Consider the following 16,868-nt stretch of genomic DNA (forward strand, 5'->3'; position numbering starts at 1 on the left):
GAATAATTCGCTAAAACCACATTCTAGGAGGAAATAAAAATGGCTAAAAAAGGTAAAAAGTATTTAGAAGCTGCTAAGCTTGTAGATAGCTTAAAAGCATATCCAATTGCAGAAGCAATTGATCTTGCTAAAAAAACAAGCTTTACAAAATTTGATGCAACTCTTGAAGTGGCTTTCCGTTTAGGTGTTGACCCTAAGAAAGCTGACCAGCAAATCCGTGGTGCAGTTGTGCTTCCAAATGGAACTGGTAAAACTCAACGCGTATTAGTATTCGCGAAGGGTGAAAAGGTGAAAGAAGCTGAAGCAGCAGGTGCTGATTATGTAGGTGATTCTGAATACATCAACAAAATCCAACAAGGTTGGTTCGATTTTGATGTAATCGTAGCAACTCCTGACATGATGGGTGAAGTTGGTAAGATTGGACGTGTATTAGGACCTAAAGGCTTAATGCCAAACCCTAAAACTGGTACTGTTACATTTGATGTTACAAGAGCAATCAATGAAATCAAAGCAGGTAAAGTTGAATACCGTGTAGACAAGTCTGGTAACATTCATGTCCCTATCGGTAAAGCATCTTTTGAAAACGAAAAGTTAGTTGAAAACTTCAACACTATTTTCGAAACAATGCTTAAAGTTAAGCCTTCAGCTGCAAAAGGTACTTATATGAAGAACGTAACCGTTTCTTCAACAATGGGACCTGGCGTAAAGATAGACCCTTCTACTGTTGCAGCGAAGTAATTAATTACCAATTGACAATCTAGGGTATATTTTATATAATCTATTTTGTTGTTTAAAATAAAACATTTGTACTGTAGACAGCAGGTGCGATTTGATCGCTTAATTTCCTGCCGAGGTAGAGCGATATAGAATTGGCTGATTATTCAGCTGTTGTATACTGCCTCCATGTCTCGATTGATGTGGAGGTTTTTACTTGCCTGGTATAAATGTAGATAATCTACAGGAGGTGTAAAGATGAGCAGTGTAATCGAACTAAAGAAACAATTAGTTGACGAAATTACTGATAAGTTAAAAGCAAGTGTATCAACTGTCGTTGTTGATTACCGTGGTCTTTCAGTTGCAGAAGTAACTGAACTTCGTAAACAACTTCGTGAAGCAGGCGTTGAATTTAAAGTTTATAAAAACTCAATGGTACGCCGTGCAGCTGAAGCAGCTGAGCTTTCTGGCTTAAACGAAGCATTAACTGGTCCAAACGCAATTGCGTTCAGTACTGAAGATGTAGTAGCACCAGCTAAAATCTTGAATGACTTTGCGAAAAAACATGAGGCACTTGAGCTTAAAGCGGGTGTAATCGAAGGAAACGTCGCAACGGCTGATGAGATTAAAGCTCTTGCTGATCTACCATCACGCGAAGGCTTGCTTTCTATGCTACTCAGCGTACTACAAGCTCCAATTCGCAATCTTGCCCTTGCTGCAAAAGCAGTGGCAGACCAAAAAGAAGAACAAGGCGCGTAAGCTAACGCTAACAGCCTAACAAAATAAAACGTAACGAAAACTAAGGAGGAAACTTAATCATGACTAAAGAACAAATCATTGAAGCAGTTAAATCTATGACTGTTTTAGAACTTAACGATCTTGTAAAAGCAATCGAAGAAGAATTCGGCGTAACTGCTGCTGCTCCTGTAGCAATGGTAGGCGGAGCTGGAGCTGCTGCTGTTGAAGAGCAAACTGAATTTGATGTAATCCTAGCTAGCGCTGGCGATCAAAAAATCAAAGTTATCAAGGTTGTACGTGAAATCACTGGTCTTGGTCTTAAAGAAGCAAAAGACCTTGTTGATAACACTCCAAAAGCAATTAAAGAAGGCGTTGCTAAAGAAGAAGCTGAAGCAATCAAAGCTAAGCTTGATGAAGTTGGAGCTAACGTTGAAGTTAAGTAATTCTACTATAAAAAAGCTCGCTGCATAAGCGGGCTTTTTTTGGCTTAACTTAAAATGTTAGAGAACCCTCGTTATTAAAATCTTAACTTAATAACTGATTAGCTCCGCGCCTATGGGCGTTTCCGCTTTTAATTCTCCGGAGGTGAGTCTATTGTCCGAACACTACTATTCTCGAACTCAGAAGGTTGAAAGTGACCCGAAATATTGGGATTATAAATTGCGAAATCATTCCTTTCGCTTTAAGACTGATAACGGTGTGTTTTCAAAAAGAGAAGTAGATTTTGGCTCACGTTTACTCATAGAGTCTTTTATGATGCCAGACGTTGAAGGACATGTTCTTGATGTAGGCTGTGGTTATGGACCGATTGGTTTATCAATTGCAAAAGAATTTAGTAACCGCTACGTTCATATGGTAGATGTAAATGAGCGGGCCATCGAGTTAGCGAAAGAAAATGCCTCTATAAATCATATTACGAATGTTGATATTTATGTAAGCGACCGCTTATTAAATGTTAAAGGTGATATTTTCGCGGCCATATTAACAAATCCGCCGATTAGAGCAGGTAAACAGATTGTTCATGATATTTTTGAACAAAGCTATGAGCATCTTGCACAGAATGGCGAGCTATGGGTCGTTATTCAAAAGAAACAAGGTGCACCGTCTGCGCTTGAAAAATTAAAAACCCTATTTTCTAATGTCGAGACAGTTGACAAATCCAAAGGTTATTTTATTTTTAAAGCAACAAAATAGTTGACTCGAATTTGTCGTTGTGATAGCATTATAAAATGCCATCATAATAATTTCCGAATTATTCCTAAAAAAACTTATTTCTAAGTATAAAAACGGCATAAGAAGGAAATGATGACAAAATAATAATCAAAATGTGAAAATGTGGTTTTTGAGTAAAAAACCCTTTTTCTTTTTGTCTAATTGGTGGAGTCTTTGATTCTGCTATTAGACGTAATAGATTTATTAAAAAACGCTTGATTTGAGGGGTGAATCAGTTGACAGGTCAACTAGTTCAGTATGGACGACACCGCCAACGTAGAAGTTACGCACGAATCAGTGAAGTTTTAGAATTACCAAATCTCATTGAAATCCAAACCTCATCTTATCAATGGTTTCTAGATGAGGGATTACGTGAAATGTTTCAGGATATTTCACCAATTGAGGACTTTACTGGTAACCTATCACTGGAATTTATTGATTACAGCCTTGGCGATCCAAAGTATTCTGTTGAAGAATCGAAAGAACGGGACGTTACATATTCTGCTCCATTACGTGTAAAAGTACGTCTTGTAAACAAAGAAACAGGTGAAGTAAAAGACCAAGATGTATTTATGGGTGATTTTCCTTTAATGACAGAAACAGGTACATTTGTCATTAATGGGGCAGAACGCGTTATTGTATCACAGTTAGTGCGTTCACCGAGCGTTTACTTTAGTGGAAAACTTGATAAAAATGGCAAGAAAGGATTTACTGCTACAGTAATTCCGAACCGCGGCGCTTGGCTGGAGTATGAAACAGATGCCAAAGATGTCGTATATGTAAGAATAGATCGTACTCGGAAACTGCCCGTTACGGTTCTTTTGCGTGCATTAGGCTTCGGCTCCGATCAAGAAATCATTGAATTGATTGGAGATAACGAGTACATCCGCAATACCCTGGAGAAGGATAACACAGAGGGTGTTGACAAAGCACTTTTAGAAATTTATGAGCGTCTTCGCCCAGGCGAACCGCCTACAGTTGATAACGCAAAGAGTTTATTAGTGTCTCGTTTCTTTGACCCTAAGCGTTATGATTTAGCGAATGTGGGACGTTACAAAATTAATAAAAAGCTTCATATTAAAAATCGCTTATTCAACCAACGGTTAGCAGAAACACTTGCTGATTCTGAAACTGGTGAAATCATTGCTGAAAAAGGAACCCTTCTCGATAGAAGAAACCTTGACAGAATTATTCCTGCCCTTGAAAAGGATATCAATTTCAGAGGCTATAATCCTGTTGGCGGTGTAGTAGAGGATGAAATCATCCTTCAAGGCATTAAGATTTATGCTCCTGGCGATGAAAATGAAAAAGTTATTAATGTATTAGGTAATGCATATGTTGCAGAGCCAATTAAAAATATTACACCGGCTGATATCATTGCATCAATTAGCTACTTCTTCAATTTATTACATGGAGTAGGCGATACAGATGATATCGACCATTTAGGTAACAGACGTCTTCGTTCTGTTGGTGAACTATTGCAGAATCAATTCCGGATTGGATTGTCCCGTATGGAACGTGTTGTCCGTGAAAGAATGTCTATCCAAGATACTGCAACCATTACACCACAGCAATTGATCAATATTCGTCCGGTAATTGCCTCAATTAAAGAGTTCTTCGGAAGCTCGCAATTATCGCAGTTCATGGACCAAACCAATCCGCTTGCAGAATTAACTCACAAGCGACGCCTATCAGCATTAGGACCTGGTGGTTTAACACGTGAACGTGCTGGGATGGAAGTACGTGACGTACACTACTCCCACTATGGACGTATGTGTCCAATTGAAACGCCTGAAGGTCCAAACATCGGTTTGATCAACTCGCTATCATCATATGCGAAGGTAAATCGTTTTGGTTTTATTGAAACACCATATCGTCGTGTTGACCCAGATACCGGTAAGGTTACAAGCCGAATCGATTACCTGACTGCGGATGAAGAAGATAACTATGTAGTAGCCCAGGCGAACTCTCGTCTTGGAGATGACGGTGCCTTCCTCGATGAAGAGGTAGTAGCTCGTTTCCGTGGTGAAAACACGGTTGTAAAACGCGAACGCATCGACTACATGGATGTATCACCGAAACAGGTAGTATCTGCAGCGACAGCGTGTATTCCGTTCCTTGAAAATGATGACTCTAACCGCGCCTTGATGGGTGCGAACATGCAGCGTCAAGCGGTTCCTTTAATGCAGCCAGAAGCGCCAAGAGTTGGTACTGGTATGGAATATGTATCAGGAAAAGACTCCGGTGCCGCTGTTATCTGTAAGGAAGATGGTATTGTTGAGCATGTTGAGGCTCGTGAAGTTTGGGTACGTCAAGTTAAAGAAGTAGATGGCCAAGAAGTAAAAGGCGATCTTAGAAAATATCGTTTATTGAAATTTATCCGTTCTAACCAGGGTACTTGCTATAACCAACGTCCAATTGTGGCAGTTGGCAACCGAGTGAAAAAAGGTGAGATTTTAGCAGACGGTCCTTCCATGGAATTAGGAGAGTTAGCGCTTGGGCGTAACGTTCTTGTTGCCTTCATGACATGGGATGGTTATAACTATGAAGATGCTATCATTATGAGTGAACGTCTTGTTAAAGATGATGTCTATACTTCTATTCATATTGAAGAATATGAATCAGAATCTCGTGATACAAAGCTAGGACCTGAGGAAATTACCCGTGATATACCAAACGTTGGGGAAGATGCTCTTCGTAACTTGGATGAACGCGGTATTATCCGTACAGGTGCCGAAGTAAAAGATGGCGATCTGCTTGTTGGTAAGGTAACACCAAAGGGTGTAACAGAATTAACAGCTGAAGAACGTCTCCTTCACGCAATTTTTGGTGAAAAAGCTCGCGAAGTCCGCGATACATCACTAAGAGTTCCGCATGGCGGCGGCGGTATCGTCCATGATGTTAAAGTCTTTAACCGTGAAGATGGAGATGAACTGCCACCAGGTGTAAACCAGCTTGTTCGTGTTTATATCGTTCAAAAACGTAAGATTCATCAAGGTGATAAAATGGCGGGACGTCACGGTAACAAAGGGGTTATCTCACGGATTCTTCCGGAAGAAGATATGCCTTATTTACCAGACGGTACACCGGTTGATATCATGTTAAACCCATTAGGGGTACCATCTCGTATGAATATCGGTCAGGTACTTGAACTCCATCTAGGTATGGCAGCAAGATACCTCAACATTCATGTTGCAACGCCAGTATTTGACGGTGCTCGTGAAGAAGATGTTTGGGGTACGATTGAAGAAGCAGGTATGGCTCGCGATGCTAAAACTGTTCTGTATGATGGCCGCTCAGGAGAACCGTTTGATAACCGTGTATCAGTCGGAGTCATGTATATGATTAAACTGGCACACATGGTTGACGATAAACTCCATGCGCGTTCTACTGGACCATACTCACTTGTTACACAGCAGCCATTGGGCGGTAAAGCTCAATTCGGTGGCCAGCGTTTCGGTGAGATGGAGGTTTGGGCACTTGAGGCATACGGTGCAGCCTATACGCTTCAAGAAATCCTAACTGTTAAATCAGACGACGTTGTTGGTCGTGTGAAAACATATGAGGCTATTGTAAAGGGTGAAAATGTACCGGAGCCAGGTGTTCCTGAATCATTCAAAGTATTAATTAAAGAACTTCAAAGCTTAGGTATGGATGTAAAAATTCTTTCTGGTGATGAAGAAGAAATTGAAATGCGCGATATGGAAGATGAAGATGACTTACAACAAGTTGACACATTAAACATCGTGCCAGATGCACCAAACTTTGAATCTGAAAAAGTAGGATCAAAAGAGTAATTTTTTGAGCTGCAGCGCACGGGAGTCCGTTCGCTCCGGCTTTGATAAGATTGTCTAGCTGCAGCGCACAGCCCCTCGAGGTCGTAAGCTAAAATCATCCAGAAGGCAAAAAACGCCTTTCGGCTGATTTCGTCTTACGCTGGTCGGGGCTAAGACGTGCGCTTCCGCTTTTCTAATAAGGGTAAAACCTGGATATCGAAAGGGAGGTAGGCCCCTTGCTGGACGTTAATAATTTTGAATATATGAAAATTGGTCTTGCTTCACCGGATAAAATCCGTTCATGGTCATTCGGAGAAGTGAAAAAGCCAGAAACCATTAACTATCGTACGTTAAAGCCTGAAAAAGACGGCTTATTCTGTGAGCGAATCTTCGGTCCAACAAAGGACTGGGAATGTCATTGCGGAAAATATAAGCGTGTCCGATACAAAGGCGTTGTTTGTGATCGCTGTGGTGTTGAAGTAACACGTGCAAAGGTACGTCGTGAACGTATGGGTCACATCGAATTAGCTGCACCTGTCTCACATATTTGGTATTTCAAAGGTATTCCAAGCCGAATGGGTCTTGTGTTAGATATGTCCCCTCGTGCATTAGAAGAAGTAATTTACTTTGCTTCTTATGTTGTGACAGAATCAGGTGATACTCCGCTTGATAAAAAACATCTTTTATCTGAAAAAGAATATCGTGCCTATCGTGAAAAGTACGGAAACAAATTCCAAGCTGCCATGGGGGCAGAAGCGATTAAAAAACTTCTTTCTGATATTGATTTAAATAAAGAAGTAGACATCCTGAAGGAAGAACTTAAGACAGCACAAGGCCAGCGCCGTACTCGTGCGATTAAGCGCCTTGAAGTGTTGGAAGCTTTCCGTAATTCTGGTAATGAGCCATCTTGGATGATTCTTGATGTGCTACCAGTTATTCCACCGGAACTTCGTCCGATGGTTCAATTGGATGGCGGACGCTTTGCTACTTCTGATTTAAATGACCTTTATCGACGTGTTATTAACCGTAATAACCGCTTAAAGCGTTTATTGGATCTTGGTGCACCAAGCATTATCGTTCAAAACGAAAAGCGTATGCTTCAAGAAGCGGTCGATGCGTTAATTGATAACGGCCGACGCGGCAGACCTGTTACTGGTCCTGGTAACCGTCCGTTAAAATCTCTTTCTCATATGTTAAAAGGTAAACAAGGCCGTTTCCGTCAAAACTTGCTCGGTAAACGTGTTGACTATTCTGGCCGTTCCGTTATCGTTGTAGGTCCTAACCTAAAAATGTATCAATGTGGTCTTCCGAAAGAAATGGCACTTGAACTCTTTAAGCCATTTGTCATGAAGGAACTAGTTGAAAAAGGTTTAGCACACAACATTAAATCAGCAAAACGTAAAATCGAACGTGTATCACCAGATGTTTGGGATGTGCTCGAAGATGTAATTAAGGAGCACCCGGTATTACTTAACCGTGCCCCTACACTGCATAGATTAGGTATTCAGGCATTTGAACCAACCCTTGTTGAAGGACGGGCAATTCGTCTTCATCCACTTGTATGTACAGCATACAATGCGGACTTCGACGGTGACCAAATGGCTGTTCACGTACCTTTATCATCTGAAGCTCAAGCTGAAGCTCGTCTATTGATGCTTGCTGCTCAAAATATCTTGAACCCTAAAGACGGTAAGCCAGTTGTTACGCCGTCACAGGACATGGTATTAGGTAACTATTACCTAACATTAGAGCGTGAAGGCACAATTGGAGAAGGAATGGTCTTCAAAGATACAAGCGAAGCCATCCTTGCCTACCAAAACGGGTATGTACATTTCCATACACGTGTTGCTGTTCATGCGGGTTCATTGGGTAATGAAACGTTTACTGAAGAACAAAACAATAAGTTATTAATCACTACGGTTGGTAAGCTTATTTTTAATGAAATTCTTCCAAAGTCATTCCCATATATTAACGAACCAACAAGACATAATTTAGAAGTCGAAACACCTGCAAAGTATTTCGTTGAAAAAGGTGAAGACGTTAAAGCTAGAATTAAAGAAATGCCTTTGATTGATCCGTTTAAAAAGAAAATCCTCGGAAATATCATTGCTGAGGTTTTCAAACGTTTCAAAATCACCGAAACTTCTAAAATGCTTGATCGCATGAAGGATTTAGGCTTTAAGCATTCAACTAAGGCTGGCTTAACAGTTGGTGTGGCAGATATTGTCGTACTTCCTGAGAAGTCGCAAATCCTTCATGATGCACAAGATAAAGTAGATAACGTAATGAAACAATTCAGACGCGGTCTTATTACTGAGGATGAGCGTTATGACCGTGTTATTGCAATCTGGAGCGCAGCGAAAGACACCATTCAAGGAAAACTGATGAAGTCCTTGAATAAAACGAATCCAATCTTTATGATGAGTGATTCCGGTGCTCGTGGTAACGCCTCTAACTTTACACAGCTTGCTGGTATGCGTGGACTGATGGCCAACCCGGCTGGACGTATCATTGAATTACCAATTAAATCAAGTTTCCGTGAAGGATTAACGGTATTAGAGTACTTTATCTCGACTCACGGTGCTCGTAAAGGTCTTGCCGATACAGCCCTTAAAACAGCGGACTCTGGTTACTTAACACGTCGTCTAGTTGACGTTGCTCAAGATGTTATTGTTCGTGAAGACGATTGTGGAACCGACCGTGGTTTCTTAATCAGTGCCTTAAAAGATGGTACAGAAACCATCGAAGGTTTGGACGAACGTTTAATTGGACGCTATGCTCGTACGCCAATTAGACACCCTGAAACAAATGAAGTGCTCGTTCCTGAAAATGGCCTAATTACTGAGGACTTAGCAGAAATTATCGTTGGTGCAGGAATTGAAGAAGTAAAAATTAGATCTGCCTTTACATGTAATACCCGTCATGGTGTATGTAAGAAATGTTATGGCCGCAACTTGGCAACAGGTCAAGAGGTTGAAGTTGGTGAAGCGGTTGGTATTATTGCAGCCCAATCGATCGGTGAACCAGGAACACAGTTAACAATGCGTACATTCCATACTGGTGGGGTTGCCGGAGACGATATTACTCAAGGTTTACCGCGTATCCAGGAGATTTTTGAAGCGCGTAACCCTAAAGGTCAAGCTGTTATTTCTGAAATTGAAGGTGTTGTTGTAGGCATTAATGAAGGCCGTGACCGCCAGCATGAAATTGTGGTTCAAGGTGAGGTTGAATCTCGTACCTATAATGCTCCATATACTGCCCGCTTAAAGGTAGCGATCAATGATCGTGTTGAGCGTGGTCAAGAATTAACAGAAGGATCTATTGACCCTAAAGAATTAATCAAAGTAAAAGACGTTACTTCCGTACAAGAATACTTATTGCGTGAGGTTCAGAAGGTTTACCGTATGCAAGGGGTAGAAATTGGCGATAAGCACGTTGAGGTAATGGTCCGTCAAATGCTTCGTAAAATCCGCGTTAGCGATGCAGGGGAAACAGATGTACTTCCAGGTACGCTTCTTGATATTCATCAGTTTACTGATGCAAACGAGAGAGCATTACTTGAAGGGAAACTGCCTGCAACTGGCCGTCCAGTTTTACTTGGTATTACAAAAGCATCACTTGAAACAGATTCATTCTTGTCAGCAGCATCATTCCAAGAAACAACAAGAGTTCTTACTGATGCCGCGATCAAAGGAAAACGTGACGAGTTACTCGGCTTGAAAGAAAATGTTATCATCGGTAAACTAGTTCCTGCTGGTACAGGAATGCAGCGCTACCGTAAAGCAGAGCCAGTACTGCGTGATACGACTTCCGAAGAAACTGTTACAATTGATTAATTAAATTCACGGTACCTGCTTTTGGCAGGTACCGTATTTTAAGGGAAAACTTACTAAAAGCATGTTTGAATAAAAAATTTAAACATTAGTTGACATCTATTTTATAAGATGTTACTATATCAAAGGTGCTCCTATTCAACGGATACTTTGGAGGATATGATTTATGTCTTATGAAAAAGTATTAAAAGCACACAAGATTGTTATTGGTACTAAACAAACAGTGAAAGCACTGAAAGAAGGAAATGTTCAAGAACTTCTCGTTGCAAGCGACGCTGAAACAAAATTAACAGCGATTGTCGTTCAAGAAGCAAACTTGAAACAGATCCCTATCCAATATGTTGACTCGATGAAAAAGCTCGGAAGGTCATGTGGGATAGAAGTTGGCGCGGCAGCTGTTGCTATTATCCGTTAAAAACTGTTTTTGTAGATAGAGGATCTGCAAGAACTTTGTTTTTGCAAAAAAATGAACCACCTGGATGTGTGGGCTTACAAATAACGAAGGGAGGAAAAATTCATGCCTACTATTAACCAATTAGTGCGCAAGCCTCGTCAATCAAAAGAGGAAAAGTCAAAATCACCTGCGCTTAACAAAGGTTACAACAGCTTCAAGAAATCACAAACAGATGTATCTTCACCACAAAAACGCGGAGTATGTACTCGTGTTGGTACAATGACTCCAAAGAAACCAAACTCAGCGTTACGTAAATATGCACGTGTACGTTTGACAAATGGTATCGAGGTGACTGCATACATTCCTGGAATCGGCCACAACCTTCAAGAGCACAGTGTTGTTCTTATTCGCGGAGGACGTGTAAAGGACTTACCGGGGGTACGTTATCACATCGTACGTGGAGCGCTTGATACTGCTGGTGTAAACAACCGTATGCAAGGCCGTTCTAAATATGGTACTAAGAGACCAAAAGCAGCTAAGAAATAAATCACATTAAAATAGAAGCTTCATTGAAAGGAGGAAACAAAATGCCACGTAAAGGTCCTGTAGCAAAAAGAGACGTGTTACCTGATCCGCTTTACAATTCAAAATTAGTTACACGTCTAATCAATAAAATGATGATCGATGGTAAAAGAGGTAAATCTCAAGAAATTCTTTATTCTGCGTTTGATACAATTCGCGAACGCACTGGCAAAGAGCCGATGGAAACTTTTGATGCAGCTATGAAAAACATCATGCCTGTACTAGAAGTTAGAGCTCGTCGTGTAGGTGGTGCGAACTACCAAGTACCAGTTGAGGTGCGTCCTGATCGCCGTACAACTTTAGGTCTTCGTTGGTTAGTAAACTATGCGCGTCTTCGCGGTGAAAAAACGATGGAAGAGCGTTTAGCGAACGAAATCATGGATGCAGCTAACAACACTGGTGCATCTGTAAAGAAACGTGAAGATACACACAAAATGGCAGAAGCAAACAAAGCGTTTGCTCACTATCGTTGGTAATTTAACCTTCAATATAAAAACTTTCATACTAGGAAGGAGAAAGACCCAATGGCAAGAGAGTTCTCCTTAGCAAACACCCGTAATATCGGTATCATGGCTCACATCGATGCCGGTAAAACGACTACCACTGAGCGTGTCCTTTATTACACTGGTCGTATCCATAAGATTGGTGAAACACATGAAGGTGCATCTCAGATGGACTGGATGGAGCAGGAACAAGAACGCGGAATCACAATCACTTCCGCAGCAACAACAGCACAATGGAAAGGCCACCGTGTTAACATCATTGACACTCCAGGACACGTAGACTTCACAGTAGAAGTTGAACGTTCACTTCGTGTACTTGATGGTGCGGTTGCTGTACTTGATGCGCAGTCTGGTGTTGAACCTCAAACTGAAACAGTTTGGCGTCAAGCAACAACCTACGGTGTACCACGTGTTGTTTTCGTTAACAAGATGGATAAAATCGGAGCGGACTTCCTATATTCTGTAGGAACCATTCATGACCGTCTTCAGGCGAATGCACACCCAATTCAACTTCCAATTGGTGCAGAAGACCAATTCGAAGCAATTATCGACCTTGTGGAAATGAATGCAGTATTCTACAGCAATGACTTAGGTACAGATATTGAAGTACGTGAAATTCCAGAAGAATTCCGTGCTCAAGCAGAAGAGTACCATGAGAAATTAGTAGAAGCAGTTGCTGAGTTAGATGAAGAGTTAATGGAAAAATACCTTGGTGGAGAAGAAATCTCTAAAGAAGAGCTTAAAGCTGCAATTCGTAAAGGTACTGTTAACGTTGAATTCTACCCAGTAATCTGTGGATCAGCATTCAAAAATAAAGGTGTTCAGTTAATGTTAGATGCCGTTATTGACTACCTTCCATCTCCACTAGATGTTCCTGCAATCAAAGGACATGCTGTTGATGATGAAGAAGATGTTATTGAACGTCATTCAAGCGATGAAGAGCCTTTCTCTGCTCTTGCATTTAAAGTTATGACTGACCCTTATGTCGGTAAATTAACATTCTTCCGCGTTTACTCTGGTACTTTAGAATCTGGATCATACGTTCAGAACTCAACTAAAGGTAAGCGTGAGCGTATCGGACGTATTCTGCAAATGCACGCGAACAGCCGTCAGGAGATCTCTAAGGTTTATGCTGGTGACATCGCTGCTGCTGTAGGTTTGAAAGATACAACTACTGGTGATACTCTATGTGATGACAAAAATCCTGTTATCCTTGAGTCAATGCAATTCCCAGAGCCTGTAATCCAACTTTCAGTTGAACCTAAGTCAAAAGCTGACCAGGACAAAATGACTACAGCTCTACAAAAACTTCAAGAAGAAGATCCAACATTCCGTGCACACACTGACCAGGAAACTGGACAAGTAATCATCGCTGGTATGGGTGAACTTCACCTAGATATCATCGTTGACCGTATGCGTCGTGAATTTAAAGTTGAAGCTAACGTTGGTGCACCTCAGGTTGCATACCGCGAAACTTTCCGTGCTTCTGCACAAGTTGAAGGTAAATTCGCACGTCAATCTGGTGGTCGTGGACAATATGGTCACGTTTGGATTGAGTTCTCACCTAACGAAGAAGGTAAAGGATTTGAATTCGAAAACGGTATCGTCGGTGGTGTAGTTCCTCGTGAATACATCCCTGCTGTTCAAGCTGGTCTAGAAGATGCACTTGATCGTGGTGTTCTAGCTGGATTCCCGTTAGTCGATGTTAAAGCTCGTCTATTTGACGGTTCTTACCATGATGTTGACTCATCTGAGATGGCGTTTAAGATTGCTGCATCAATGGCACTTAAAAATGCTGCTTCTAAGTGTAGCCCGGTTATCCTTGAACCTATGATGAGGGTAGAAGTTGTAATACCTGAAGAGTATTTAGGGGATATCATGGGACAAATCACTGCACGTCGCGGCCGCGTTGAAGGTATGGAAGCACGTGGTAACGCCCAAGTAGTTCGTGCGATGGTTCCACTTTCAGAGATGTTTGGTTATGCAACTGCACTTCGTTCAAGCACTCAAGGTCGTGGAGTATTCTCTATGCACTTCGATCACTACGAAGAAGTTCCAAAATCAGTTTCTGAAGAAATAATCAAAAAAAATAAAGGTGAATAATTGATTTTCACCTTCGTATAAAGTATAACTACTTATGTAAGAATAGAGACTGTGAAATATGGATAACTATATTCGCAGTTTCTATCTAATATACTTATAACTTTTATAATCCAAAGGAGGATTTTCCAAAATGGCAAAAGCTAAATTCGACCGTTCAAAGCCACACGTTAACATTGGTACAATCGGACACGTTGACCATGGTAAAACTACTTTAACAGCTGCAATCACTTCTGTTCTTGCTAAGCAAGGTAAAGCAGAAGCTCGTGCATACGATCAAATCGACGGTGCTCCAGAAGAAAGAGAACGTGGTATCACAATCTCTACTGCACACGTTGAGTATGAAACTGATGCACGTCACTATGCACACGTTGACTGCCCAGGACACGCTGACTATGTTAAAAACATGATCACTGGTGCTGCTCAAATGGATGGCGGTATCCTAGTTGTATCTGCAACTGATGGTCCAATGCCACAAACTCGTGAGCATATCCTTCTTTCTCGTCAGGTAGGCGTACCTTACCTTGTTGTATTCATGAACAAGTGTGATATGGTTGATGACGAAGAATTACTTGAGTTAGTTGAAATGGAAATCCGTGACCTATTATCTGAATATGAATTCCCTGGCGATGACACTCCAGTTATCAAAGGTTCAGCTCTTAAAGCCCTAGAAGGCGACGCAGCTTGGGAAGAAAAAGTTATTGAATTAATGAATGCTGTTGATGAGTTCATTCCAACTCCAACTCGTGATACTGACAAACCTTTCATGATGCCAGTTGAGGATGTATTCTCAATCACTGGTCGTGGAACAGTTGCTACAGGACGTGTTGAGCGTGGTGTAGTTAAAGTTGGTGACGTAATTGAAATCGTTGGTTTCACTGAAGAACCAAAATCTACAACTGTAACAGGTGTAGAAATGTTCCGTAAGCTTCTTGACTATGCTGAAGCTGGTGACAACATTGGTGCCCTTCTTCGTGGTGTAGCTCGTGAAGAAATCGAGCGTGGACAAGTTTTGGCTAAGCCAAAATCAATCACTCCACACACAAAGTTCAAAGCACAAGTTTACGTTTTATCTAAAGAAGAAGGTGGACGTCATACTCCATTCTTCTCAAACTACCGTCCACAATTCTATTTCCGTACTTCTGATATCACTGGTGTTGTTAACCTTCCAGAAGGCACTGAAATGGTTATGCCTGGCGACCACATCGAAATGGATGTTGAGCTAATCGCTCCAGTTGCGATCGAAGAAGGAACTAAGTTCTCTATTCGTGAAGGCGGACGTACAGTTGGTTCAGGTTCAATCACAACTATCGTTGAGTAATTAATATAAGAAGAAGCAGATGGGTGACGATCCATCTGCTTTTTTTATTATTGTCAAAATACAAAATCACAAATTAACACGACTGAAAAGTCATTTCTTATACTACAACCTGGGCGAAGAAACTCCTGGTGTCTATGAAGGTGATTTCATTTACCGAAACTGGTAAAAGAAAACTCTATATGGCCATGAAAGGTCACTTTATTTTACTGTAACCATGCAAAGAAGACTCGCCAAGTCCATGAAATGCTCTGTCATATACCGAATAACCATAGAGTGAACTACACCAGTCAAAGAAATATTCACATCCACTCCATCCTCGGATCTATCAACAATCAAACTCATAAAAACCCCTCCATCCTTATATATAAACCGTGTTTCTTCTATAATACTAGTTAGACAATTTAGAATATAAATAACAACTTTACAAGTAAATTAGGAGATTTTTGGAGATTAACAATAAATGTTGAAAAAGAGATTAACAGCCGCTATAATAGGAAAAGTGTTCAAGACAGAAAGCATAAAGAAAAATTCATAATAAATGTTGCGTTTGCTTTATGTTTTATGTATAATAGACAATGTTGGTCTTTGACTGCGATGATGTGGAAGGTTGCTGACACACCCGGCCGCTTTGCCATGGCGAGTGTGTGGGAAATTTTCACTGAGAAATGTCTATTTTGAAAATAGGCGAATAAAGGAGGGAAAATAATGGCAAAACAAAAAATTCGTATCCGTCTTAAAGCGTATGATCACAGAATCCTTGATCAATCTGCAGAAAAAATCGTTGAAACAGCAAAACGTTCAGGTGCGGCAGTTTCTGGTCCGATTCCACTACCAACTGAAAAGTCTGTTTACACAATTCTTCGTGCGGTTCATAAGTACAAAGATTCTCGTGAACAATTCGAAATGCGGACACATAAGCGTCTAATCGACATCGTTAACCCAACTCCACAAACAGTTGATGCGTTGATGCGTTTAGATTTACCATCTGGTGTAGATATCGAAATCAAACTTTAATCTAATAAACAATTATAAAACTAGGAGGTGTGACTTACATGACCAAAGGAATCTTAGGAAGAAAAATTGGTATGACTCAAGTATTTGCAGAAAACGGAAACTTAATTCCAGTAACTGTTGTTGAGGTAGCTCCAAACGTTGTTCTTCAAAAGAAATCAGTTGATAGCGATGGTTACGTTGCTGTTCAAGTTGGTTTTGAAGACAAGCGTGAAAAGTTAGCTAACAAACCTGAAAAAGGACATGTTGCCAAAGCAAATACTGCTCCTAAGCGCTTCATTCGTGAATTCCGCGGAGATGACTTAGCAGCATATGAGGTTGGTCAAGAAGTCAAAGTTGATATTTTCGCTGCAGGCGATATCGTAGATGTAACAGGAATCTCAAAGGGTAAAGGTTTCCAAGGTGTTATCAAACGCCACGGACAATCACGCGGCCCAATGGCCCACGGTTCACGTTATCATCGTCGTCCTGGTTCAATGGGACCTGTTGCTCCAAACCGTGTATTCAAAGGTAAAAAGTTAGCAGGACGCATGGGCGGAGAGCAAGTTACTGTTCAAAACCTTGAAATCGTTAAGGTTGACACAGAGCGCAATCTACTATTGATCAAAGGTAACGTACCAGGTGCTAAAAAAGCATTATTAAAAATTAAAGGTGCGGTTAAAGCATAAGTCACTTTGTAAGAAA

General features: G+C 40.9%; 14 protein-coding genes and 1 other annotated feature. Of the genes, 13 read left to right on the plus strand and 1 reads right to left on the minus strand.

Features of this window, described 5'->3' with window-relative positions; all coding sequences use genetic code 11:
* Window positions 1-39: 39 nt before the first annotated feature.
* The 11 genes from rplA (at window position 40) to tuf (ending at window position 15,173) form a co-directional block, all read left to right on the plus strand.
* Complete coding sequence (rplA, locus tag CVD27_RS00320; protein WP_101645924.1) at window positions 40-738, plus strand: 50S ribosomal protein L1; 699 nt, start codon at window positions 40-42, stop codon at window positions 736-738.
* 53 nt (window positions 739-791) lie between these two features.
* Window positions 792-939, plus strand: a sequence feature (ribosomal protein L10 leader region).
* A gap of 33 nt (window positions 940-972) precedes the next feature.
* The gene (gene rplJ / locus CVD27_RS00325) at window positions 973-1,473 is read left to right on the plus strand and encodes a 50S ribosomal protein L10 (RefSeq protein ID WP_101645925.1); all 501 of its coding nucleotides are present in this window, start codon (window positions 973-975) and stop codon (window positions 1,471-1,473) included.
* Between the two features lie 59 nt (window positions 1,474-1,532).
* Window positions 1,533-1,895 (plus strand): 50S ribosomal protein L7/L12, encoded by a 363-nt coding sequence (gene rplL / locus CVD27_RS00330; RefSeq protein ID WP_101645926.1) that lies wholly within the window; start codon window positions 1,533-1,535, stop codon window positions 1,893-1,895.
* A 151-nt stretch (window positions 1,896-2,046) separates the two neighbouring features.
* Complete coding sequence (locus tag CVD27_RS00335; RefSeq protein ID WP_101645927.1) at window positions 2,047-2,646, plus strand: class I SAM-dependent methyltransferase; 600 nt, start codon at window positions 2,047-2,049, stop codon at window positions 2,644-2,646.
* 254 nt (window positions 2,647-2,900) lie between these two features.
* Complete coding sequence (gene rpoB / locus CVD27_RS00340; RefSeq protein WP_101645928.1) at window positions 2,901-6,461, plus strand: DNA-directed RNA polymerase subunit beta; 3,561 nt, start codon at window positions 2,901-2,903, stop codon at window positions 6,459-6,461.
* A 215-nt stretch (window positions 6,462-6,676) separates the two neighbouring features.
* Window positions 6,677-10,276, plus strand: a complete 3,600-nt coding sequence (rpoC, locus tag CVD27_RS00345; RefSeq protein ID WP_101645929.1) for a DNA-directed RNA polymerase subunit beta' — start codon at window positions 6,677-6,679, stop codon at window positions 10,274-10,276.
* Window positions 10,277-10,439: 163 nt separating this feature from the next.
* The gene (locus CVD27_RS00350) at window positions 10,440-10,688 is read left to right on the plus strand and encodes a 50S ribosomal protein L7ae-like protein (protein WP_101645930.1); all 249 of its coding nucleotides are present in this window, start codon (window positions 10,440-10,442) and stop codon (window positions 10,686-10,688) included.
* Window positions 10,689-10,790: 102 nt separating this feature from the next.
* Complete coding sequence (rpsL, locus tag CVD27_RS00355; protein ID WP_101645931.1) at window positions 10,791-11,213, plus strand: 30S ribosomal protein S12; 423 nt, start codon at window positions 10,791-10,793, stop codon at window positions 11,211-11,213.
* 41 nt (window positions 11,214-11,254) lie between these two features.
* Entirely contained in the window at window positions 11,255-11,725 is a 471-nt protein-coding gene (rpsG, locus tag CVD27_RS00360; RefSeq protein WP_101645932.1) for a 30S ribosomal protein S7, read from the plus strand.
* 48 nt (window positions 11,726-11,773) lie between these two features.
* A complete protein-coding gene (gene fusA, locus CVD27_RS00365) occupies window positions 11,774-13,855 on the plus strand; it encodes an elongation factor G (RefSeq protein ID WP_101645933.1) in 2,082 nt (693 codons plus the stop codon).
* A gap of 130 nt (window positions 13,856-13,985) precedes the next feature.
* Complete coding sequence (gene tuf, locus CVD27_RS00370) at window positions 13,986-15,173, plus strand: elongation factor Tu (protein WP_101645934.1); 1,188 nt, start codon at window positions 13,986-13,988, stop codon at window positions 15,171-15,173.
* Between the two features lie 198 nt (window positions 15,174-15,371).
* Here tuf and CVD27_RS27825 read toward each other — a convergent pair whose 3' ends face one another.
* Window positions 15,372-15,515: a hypothetical protein gene (locus CVD27_RS27825; RefSeq protein WP_180960104.1), complete on the minus strand. Its 144-nt coding sequence runs from the start codon at window positions 15,513-15,515 to the stop codon at window positions 15,372-15,374.
* A 363-nt stretch (window positions 15,516-15,878) separates the two neighbouring features.
* Here CVD27_RS27825 and rpsJ point away from each other — a divergent pair, with 363 nt between their 5' ends.
* On the plus strand, window positions 15,879-16,187 hold the full coding sequence (rpsJ, locus tag CVD27_RS00375; RefSeq protein ID WP_007085291.1) for a 30S ribosomal protein S10: 309 nt from the start codon (window positions 15,879-15,881) through the stop codon (window positions 16,185-16,187).
* A gap of 38 nt (window positions 16,188-16,225) precedes the next feature.
* A complete protein-coding gene (rplC, locus tag CVD27_RS00380; protein WP_101645935.1) occupies window positions 16,226-16,852 on the plus strand; it encodes a 50S ribosomal protein L3 in 627 nt (208 codons plus the stop codon).
* Window positions 16,853-16,868 lie beyond the last annotated feature (16 nt).

Source organism: Neobacillus cucumis, from assembly GCF_002860255.1.
In the GTDB taxonomy this organism is placed as follows: Bacteria; Bacillota; Bacilli; order Bacillales; family Cytobacillaceae; genus Neobacillus; species Neobacillus cucumis_A.

Excerpts from the sequence above, each read along its gene's own strand:
- rplA (WP_101645924.1), top strand. The coding sequence starts at position 40 with ATGGCTAAAAAAGGTAAAAAGTATTTAGAAGCTGCTAAGCTTGTAGAT.
- rplJ (WP_101645925.1), top strand. The coding sequence starts at position 973 with ATGAGCAGTGTAATCGAACTAAAGAAACAATTAGTTGACGAAATTACT.
- rplL (WP_101645926.1), top strand. The coding sequence starts at position 1,533 with ATGACTAAAGAACAAATCATTGAAGCAGTTAAATCTATGACTGTTTTA.
- CVD27_RS00350 (WP_101645930.1), top strand. The coding sequence starts at position 10,440 with ATGTCTTATGAAAAAGTATTAAAAGCACACAAGATTGTTATTGGTACT.
- rpsL (WP_101645931.1), top strand. The coding sequence starts at position 10,791 with ATGCCTACTATTAACCAATTAGTGCGCAAGCCTCGTCAATCAAAAGAG.
- rpsG (WP_101645932.1), top strand. The coding sequence starts at position 11,255 with ATGCCACGTAAAGGTCCTGTAGCAAAAAGAGACGTGTTACCTGATCCG.
- fusA (WP_101645933.1), top strand. The coding sequence starts at position 11,774 with ATGGCAAGAGAGTTCTCCTTAGCAAACACCCGTAATATCGGTATCATG.
- tuf (WP_101645934.1), top strand. The coding sequence starts at position 13,986 with ATGGCAAAAGCTAAATTCGACCGTTCAAAGCCACACGTTAACATTGGT.
- CVD27_RS27825 (WP_180960104.1), bottom strand. The coding sequence starts at position 15,515 with ATGAGTTTGATTGTTGATAGATCCGAGGATGGAGTGGATGTGAATATT.
- rpsJ (WP_007085291.1), top strand. The coding sequence starts at position 15,879 with ATGGCAAAACAAAAAATTCGTATCCGTCTTAAAGCGTATGATCACAGA.
- rplC (WP_101645935.1), top strand. The coding sequence starts at position 16,226 with ATGACCAAAGGAATCTTAGGAAGAAAAATTGGTATGACTCAAGTATTT.